The following is a 6,999-nucleotide window of genomic DNA, read 5'->3' as shown; positions in this document are numbered from 1 at the left end:
CAGGTACTCGATGGTGAACCTGAAGTTTTGTGTGAACAGATCCACCGGGCCCGTGGACACAGGGGGCAGCTTGCAGTTGCAGGCATGATCACGGAATATCTGCGGACTCATCCGGATTACTTGAAAGAAATAGACGAACATCATTGGGGAACTCATCATAAGCCGGTTACACCGGGAATCGAAATCCAGGATCCCTATTCATTGCGGTGTTCCCCTCAGATATTAGGGGCATTTCAGGATGCTTACTGGCATGTAGAACAGGTTGTAACAAGAGAATTGAATGCATCAACTGACAACCCGCTTGTTTTCCCCGGTACGCAGACGGTAATACATGGGGGTAATTTTTACGGGCAGCACGTTTCTATGGTAAGCGATTATCTGAGGATAGGTCTTGTCAAAATGGCCTTACTGTCGGAAAGGCAGACCGAACGTCTGATGAACCGGCATTACAATATGGGGCTTCCCCCCTTCCTTGCAGGTGACACACCGGGGTTGAACTCCGGCATGGCCGGCTGTCAATTGCTGGCGACATCGCTTGCTGCAGAGGCAAGGCTGCTGGCTGCACCGGCCTCTGTACAAACTATCCCAACAAATGCCAACAATCAGGACATAGTCAGCATGGGAACAACATCAGCTAAAATGACGAGAAAGGTGCTTCCTATCCTTTGGAAGCTCCTTGCAATAGAGGCAATAGCCCTTGTCCAGGCAGCTGACCTCAGGGACAGCAGCGGTGTTATGGGGAAGGATTACCTGACTTTTTACAATCTTATCAGAGAAGTTTCTCCGCAATTGAAAGAAGATCGTCCGTTATATGAAGATATTGAGCGAGTTGCAATACTGCTTCAGTCAGAAGAGGCGCAAAAAGCCTGTCTCAGGGTACGTCCGCCTAATCCTCTGTCTGTCCAATAGCCGCGGTGAAGCGCTGCCACGGGTAGTCTCACTGCTTTTCATCTTTCTAATATCGCTGTTTGTCACTATTGGATGCTTTACCAATAAGATACCGATAGACACTATTTATTATAAAAATCACGGGGAGGGTAAAAATAACCTTTTCGTATTCCTGCATGGAAGGGGAGGCAGCGCAAGAGACTTCGAGGATAACGGGTTCGTTCAGGAGACAAGGAAGGAAGATCTTCCGGTTGATATTGTTTCAGTTGAAGCGCAATTAGGATATTATCTGAACCAGAGTATCGTAAAACGTTTAAAGAAAGATGTAATTGGACCTGCCAGGGCAGCTGGCTATGAACACGTCTGGATTGTCGGTGTCTCAATGGGTGGTTTGGGTGCATTATTATATGCCAGGGCATACCCTGAAGATATTGACGGTTTATTATTGATAGCTCCTTACTTAGGTGATCCTCCGGTAATTAAGGAAATATCAGATTCAGGAGGGGTGATGAAATGGCATCCACTTGAGATAGACGAGACCGACTGGCAGAGAGAGTTGTGGAAATGGCTTCAAAGCTACACATCAAAACCGAAAAATACCTCCGGTTTATACCTCGCATACGGTCTGGACGACAAATTTTATACATCTGATAATTTACTCGCTGAAGTCCTTCCCGGCAGCCATGTGTTTACAGTGAAAGGAGGTCACGATTGGCCAACATGGAGGTACCTCTGGTCAGAGTTTATATCAGCGGCCGGAAAGGAATTCTAAGATAGCATGAGTATGTTTTTTTTGATTGGTATTGTAATAGTGCTGGCGTCATTTTCTTGGGGACTGTTGTGGCATAACAGCTCAATCCTGTGCGAAACGTTGTATAGGGGAGACAGATCCAGTAAACAGGTAGCGCTTACATTTGACGATGGACCTGACCCTGTTTTTACACGTCAGGTCCTCGATATCCTCAGGGAGTATAATGCGACGGCTACTTTTTTTTGTGTGGGCCGCCTTGCAGAAATGTACCCTGGTATAGTCAGACAGATTTACATGGAAGGACATCTCGTTGCCAATCATTCTTATGAACACTCATGGCCAATGTATATGTGGCTGCCCTCAAGGGTCAGAACTTCAATTGAAAAGACCGGCAGCATATTGGCAGGTATAACCGGTGTATATCCCGGCTTTTACAGACCCCCCGTAGGGATTAAGACTCCTCCTCAGATAATTGCTGCGTGGCGGATGGGGCTCAGGTTTGCTGGCTGGACCCAATGGGCTTTGGATGGGGGGCAGCGTACCCTTACTATGGAAAAGACCCGTAGCCTTGTAGACAAATCAGGGAACGGGGATGTTTTCCTGCTGCATGATGGTAAGCTCAATATAAGCGGAAGGGTATTGAAAAATGACACTCATGGTGCTGCAATAGCAGAATGTCTTCCTGAGCTCATAAAAGGGCTGCAATCCAGAGGGTATGAACTGGTTTCTCTTGATAAATTATTCGGCATTCCCGGCAGTCTGGAGACACCGGTTGATGCCCTGAATAGTTTCCCCGCAGCAAACCCCCGTGGACTATTTAAAAGCCTGTGTCATGCATTGCTGCACGAACATGTGAGCCCTTTCAAGCTGTCACTGGCACTCCTTGTCGGTGTCATTATAGGATGCAGCCCGTTCTTTGGTCTTCACGCTATCATAGGTGTTATAACAGCTGCGGGGCTCCGGCTCAACAAACTGATAACTATAGCCGGGACCAATATTTCTAATCCCCTGACCGGGCCCTTCGTAATAATAGCAAGTATCAAGGTTGGATGGATAATCCTTTATGGCTCATGGCTGCCAATTGGTGTTGATGAATTACGTATCCAGTCAATGTGGCATCTGGGAAACCGTTTGCTGGCGAGCTGGCTTGTTGGTTTTCCACTGGTCGGAGCTGTGGCAGGAATTGCAGTTATTGCACTTTTCTATCCCCTCTTCTGGATCTGGCAATCGAGAAGGGCAGTCAAGTAATGGCTTGACAAAACAAGCTAACGTGCTAAAATCCGACCTGTTAGAAAAGGAGGTACATTGATATGAAATATTTCAAATATTCACTTCTGATTTTACTTCTTTTAACTGCCCTGACGGTAAGTGCAAAAGAAATAAAAGAAAAGCGGGTGGTAGCAACAGTTGATGCAGATGGGGTCCAAAGGGTGGAGGTCCTCGGTGGTGAATATTTTTTCGATCCGAATTATATCGTAGTCAGGATGAATATCCCGGTTGAGCTCATAGTGAAAAAGGAGTCAGGCTGGATACCTATACCTCACAATATTTCTATCAAAGCGCCTGAAGCAGGCATAAACTTTGACGAGGACATGGAAACGAAACCTCATACTATCAGGTTCACGCCGACAAAGGCCGGGAAATACCCTATTATTTGTGATAAGAGATTCCTCTACTTCTTCACGAAACATGATGATAAAGGTATGCATGGAGTGCTTGAAGTAGTACCATAAGTCTTTAGAATTACCGGCGTATCTCTAAATGATCAGCAGACAAATCCTGGCAAACCTGAGATTATCTCACGGGTTCTACAATATTGTTATTGCATCACTGTTTTTCTACCAGGGTTGGCTTGGCTTGGCAATCAGGAGGCTGAGAAAGACAGGAGAACCCCCAGTAGTTAAAATAGTTAAAAGGCATCGCAAGCTTGGTCCTGTTATTGCCATACTGTCTGCAATGGGGTTGTTTTCAGGAATTACTCTGGCACTTTTAGATAAAGGGAATATTCTCGAATATCCTGTGCATTTTTTTGTGGGATGTATCCTTGTCATTCTTATTCTTGCCACATACCGTATTTCAAAGAAGATAAAGGGCAGGGATTCCATATATCGTAACCCCCATTTTATCTTTGGGATAATTATCGTATCCCTCTATCTGCTCCAACTGTTTCTCGGGTTGGGGATACTGTTGTAGGGTTTTACTAATTGACTTTCATTACCCGTTTTTATATAATTTCTTGTTGACTTTAAATATCTTAATAACTTTTCACAGTGTGTGTCATGGATCTAAAACTGAATAAATCTGAGAAAGAAAACAGTCCTAAAATAGCGCTGATAACCGGCGCCAGCCGGGGGCTGGGGGCTGCGATCTCCATCCGTCTGGCTAAAGCAGGATATGACATATGGGCCAATTATCAAAACAACCATGAAGCCGCTAAACGAGTACAGGAGGAGATCAGAAAGACAGGCAGGGAATGTACCCTCCTGCCATTTGATGTATGTGATGAAAAGGGTATAAACGATGTATTAGAGCCTATGCTGGCCAATGTTGTTCCGGATGTCCTGGTAAATAATGCCGGACATAATAAAGACGGTCTCATGATGTGGATGACGCGCGAGGAGTGGGAAGGTGTTACAGATGTAACCCTGCTTGGTTTTTTTCTCGTTACCAGGGCGGTATTGATAGGAATGATGAAACGGCATTCAGGCCGTATTATAAATATGGCCTCAACGGCCGGTCAAAGCGGACTGCCCGGTCAGGTAAATTATTCGGCTGCCAAGGCAGGCTTAATCGGCGCCACTAAATCCCTGGCAGCAGAGGTGAGAAAAAAAGGGGTTGTGGTTAATTGCGTTGCACCCGGTTTCATCGAAACAGATATGACAAAAGACCTGCCTGTAGAAAAAATAGTGCCCTCAATACCTGCCGGCCGTTTTGGTACCCCGGAAGAGGTAGCAGCAGTGGTTGAATTTCTTTGTTCGGACATGGCGGCTTATATCGTTGGACAGGTAATATCCGTCAATGGCGGCCTCTATATGTAAGGGGTAGTCATTCCTCTCATAGTTTATATAATTCCATGAAACATAGTTTAACAAGACGTAATATCCTGCATGTTCACAGTATGGCGGGACATGAGGGAAGAACAGGGTAATATTATGCATCAAGTGGCTATAACAGGAATTGGCATAGTATCAACTCTGGGGACGGGGAGGGAAAAAGTTAAGGAATCCCTTCAAAAAGGCCGGTCAGGAATAAGGAGCGACCCTCACCGGAAAGACCTCGGATTCAGAAGCGCCCTCACTGGTTTCATAGATGACTTTACTCATCCCAAATTGGACAGGAAGAGAAGTCGCACACTGACCAGCTTCGGACTGCAGGCTTATGCAGCGGCTATTGAGGCAATGGAAACAGCCGGATGGTCAGCAGAGATGGTTCAAAATGAACGGACTGGAATAATCATAGGAAATGATTCATCCACAGTAGCAAACTTCCAACAGGTAAGCATAACCCTCAAAGAAAAAAGGACGTTTGATATTGGGGCAAGCCTCGTTTTTCAGGCGCTGAATTCCACTGTTTCCATGAATCTTAATACGATACTCGGCACTCGCGGCGCAGCCTGGACACTGAGCGGTGCATGTGCAAGCGGAGGCCACGCCATTGGACAGGCAAGCGATCTGATTGCCATGGGACGTCAGGACCGGATGATCTGTGGAGGGGTTCAGGAAATTACTTGGGAGTCTGTAGCAAGCTTTGACGCCACGAATGCCTTTTCACTCCGTGAAGATTACCCGCAAAAGGCATCCCGACCTTTTGACAGGGGAAGGGACGGCCTTATACCAAGCGGAGGAGCTGCAATAGTGGCATTGGAGAGATACGACCTCGCAAAGAAAAGGGGGGCTGATATCCTTGGAATTATACATGCCTACTCTTTCAGCTCAGACGGTTCCAAACTGTCCGTGCCGTCAGGCGAAGGCCTTGAGCGCTGCATTAGAGAGTGCCTGAGGCGAGCGGAGCTAACAACAGACAAGGTGGATTATATCTGTGCCCATGCCACGTCCACGCCAATAGGTGATATGATGGAGGCAAATGCTATTCATAATGTATTTGGAACATCTACTCCTTGGGTCTCATCCATAAAGGCGATGACAGGGCATGAAATGTGGATGGCAGGGGCTGCCCAGGTTGTTTATTCCGTCATTATGGGGCTTGAGGGTTTTATTGCCCCTAATATTAATTTTGAAGAGCAGGAGGAAGGAACACCGCCTCTTAAAATCGCAGTGGAAACGATTGATGTAAGACCAGAGATGATACTATGTAATTCAGCGGGATTCGGAGGCACTAATTCCTGTCTCCTTATAGGAACATCCTTGTGAAGTATGATTCTGTTGTTATAGGCTCAGGTATTACCGGTCTGACGTCTGCCCTCGTGCTGGCTCAAAACGGACAACGGGTAGCAATTGTAGAAAAAAATCGCCATATGGCGCCGCTGCTTCGACGGTTCAAGCGTGGAAATGTATGGTGTGATCCGGGGTTTCACTATTCCGGCGGGTTTGAAGAATCGGGTCCATTATCCGTTCTCCTGCGTTATCTTCGTATGAGGGATGACATAAGGCCATTGCCGATGGACAGGGACGGATTTGACATCATATACTCAGGCGATCGGATAATACCAATCCCATGCGGACTGGAACGGGTGAGTGATGTATTATGCACACATTTTCCCCGGAGCAAAAAAGCGAGCTTCATGTATATCGAAAAAGTCAAATCCATCATGGAGGCGACTCCTTTTGTTAATTTTGATATTGAGTGGTCTGATTTTGAAAAAAGTTCGCAGGACAATGAAAGCTTAGGCAGCTATCTTGATTCAGTGGGCGCTGAAGAAGACCTAAAGGACCTTCTTGGCCAGTACGGCCAGTATCTTTACGGTACATCTGCCGGGGAAGTTCCGTTATTTATACATGCCCTTGTCATGGGTTCATTTTACAGGGCCCCTCAGACTCTGGTTAACGGAGGAGACGAGCTTGTTGATGCCTATGCGAAAAGGCTGCATCAGGAAGGGGTAGATATATTTAATAACAACCCCGCAATTAAGGTTGAGGTTGACAGTAACCGCCGGTTGAAGGCTATTGGTATTGGCAATGGAGAGATGCTTGAATGTGATAATTGTATAAGTACGATTCATCCGTCTTTACTGGCGGATATATTACCCGGAGATGCGGTACGTCCCGCATATATATCCAGGCTAAAAGGGTTGGAAAACACCAATGCCCCGTTTGCAGTATATCTGGAGGTTGATCATCTCCCTGACAAGATAGCCTGTTCCAATCTGTACAGACTGGGCCGGACAAGGGACGAATCTTTTG

Annotated in this window: 8 protein-coding genes; all 8 read left to right on the top strand. The window is 46.4% G+C overall.

Annotation, left to right across the window (positions count from 1 at the left end; translation table 11 throughout):
• A partial coding sequence (locus tag IT392_08385) for an aromatic amino acid lyase (protein MCC6544502.1) occupies nt 1-909 on the top strand: 909 nt, incomplete at its 5' end.
• On the top strand, nt 812-1,660 hold the full coding sequence (locus IT392_08380) for an alpha/beta hydrolase (GenBank protein ID MCC6544501.1): 849 nt from the start codon (nt 812-814) through the stop codon (nt 1,658-1,660). The genes IT392_08385 and IT392_08380, both read left to right, overlap by 98 nt.
• Before the next feature lie 6 nt (nt 1,661-1,666).
• A complete protein-coding gene (locus IT392_08375; protein MCC6544500.1) occupies nt 1,667-2,887 on the top strand; it encodes a DUF2062 domain-containing protein in 1,221 nt (406 codons plus the stop codon).
• Between the two features lie 62 nt (nt 2,888-2,949).
• Nucleotides 2,950-3,372, top strand: coding sequence for a quinol oxidase (locus IT392_08370; protein ID MCC6544499.1), 423 nt, complete (start codon nt 2,950-2,952; stop codon nt 3,370-3,372).
• Nucleotides 3,373-3,400: 28 nt separating this feature from the next.
• A complete protein-coding gene (locus IT392_08365) occupies nt 3,401-3,832 on the top strand; it encodes a DUF4079 family protein (GenBank protein ID MCC6544498.1) in 432 nt (143 codons plus the stop codon).
• An 86-nt stretch (nt 3,833-3,918) separates the two neighbouring features.
• Nucleotides 3,919-4,677 (top strand): 3-oxoacyl-ACP reductase FabG, encoded by a 759-nt coding sequence (gene fabG, locus IT392_08360; protein MCC6544497.1) that lies wholly within the window; start codon nt 3,919-3,921, stop codon nt 4,675-4,677.
• A 114-nt stretch (nt 4,678-4,791) separates the two neighbouring features.
• Nucleotides 4,792-6,009 (top strand): beta-ketoacyl-[acyl-carrier-protein] synthase family protein, encoded by a 1,218-nt coding sequence (locus IT392_08355; protein ID MCC6544496.1) that lies wholly within the window; start codon nt 4,792-4,794, stop codon nt 6,007-6,009.
• The coding region (locus IT392_08350) for an NAD(P)/FAD-dependent oxidoreductase (GenBank protein ID MCC6544495.1) at nt 6,006-6,999 on the top strand (994 nt) is incomplete at its 3' end. The genes IT392_08355 and IT392_08350, both read left to right, overlap by 4 nt.

Source organism: Nitrospirota bacterium (genome assembly GCA_020846775.1).
Taxonomy (GTDB): Bacteria; Nitrospirota; 9FT-COMBO-42-15; order HDB-SIOI813; family HDB-SIOI813; genus RBG-16-43-11.
The sequence above is the reverse complement of the archived record's forward strand: the minus strand, read 5'-3'. Positions and strand labels throughout refer to the sequence as shown.

What these genes read in the sequence shown, in the direction of transcription:
- IT392_08370 (MCC6544499.1), top strand. Translation starts at nt 2,950, where the DNA reads ATGAAATATTTCAAATATTCACTTCTGATTTTACTTCTTTTAACTGCC.
- IT392_08365 (MCC6544498.1), top strand. Translation starts at nt 3,401, where the DNA reads ATGATCAGCAGACAAATCCTGGCAAACCTGAGATTATCTCACGGGTTC.
- IT392_08355 (MCC6544496.1), top strand. Translation starts at nt 4,792, where the DNA reads ATGCATCAAGTGGCTATAACAGGAATTGGCATAGTATCAACTCTGGGG.
- fabG (MCC6544497.1), top strand. Translation starts at nt 3,919, where the DNA reads ATGGATCTAAAACTGAATAAATCTGAGAAAGAAAACAGTCCTAAAATA.
- IT392_08380 (MCC6544501.1), top strand. Translation starts at nt 812, where the DNA reads ATGAAGATATTGAGCGAGTTGCAATACTGCTTCAGTCAGAAGAGGCGC.
- IT392_08375 (MCC6544500.1), top strand. Translation starts at nt 1,667, where the DNA reads ATGAGTATGTTTTTTTTGATTGGTATTGTAATAGTGCTGGCGTCATTT.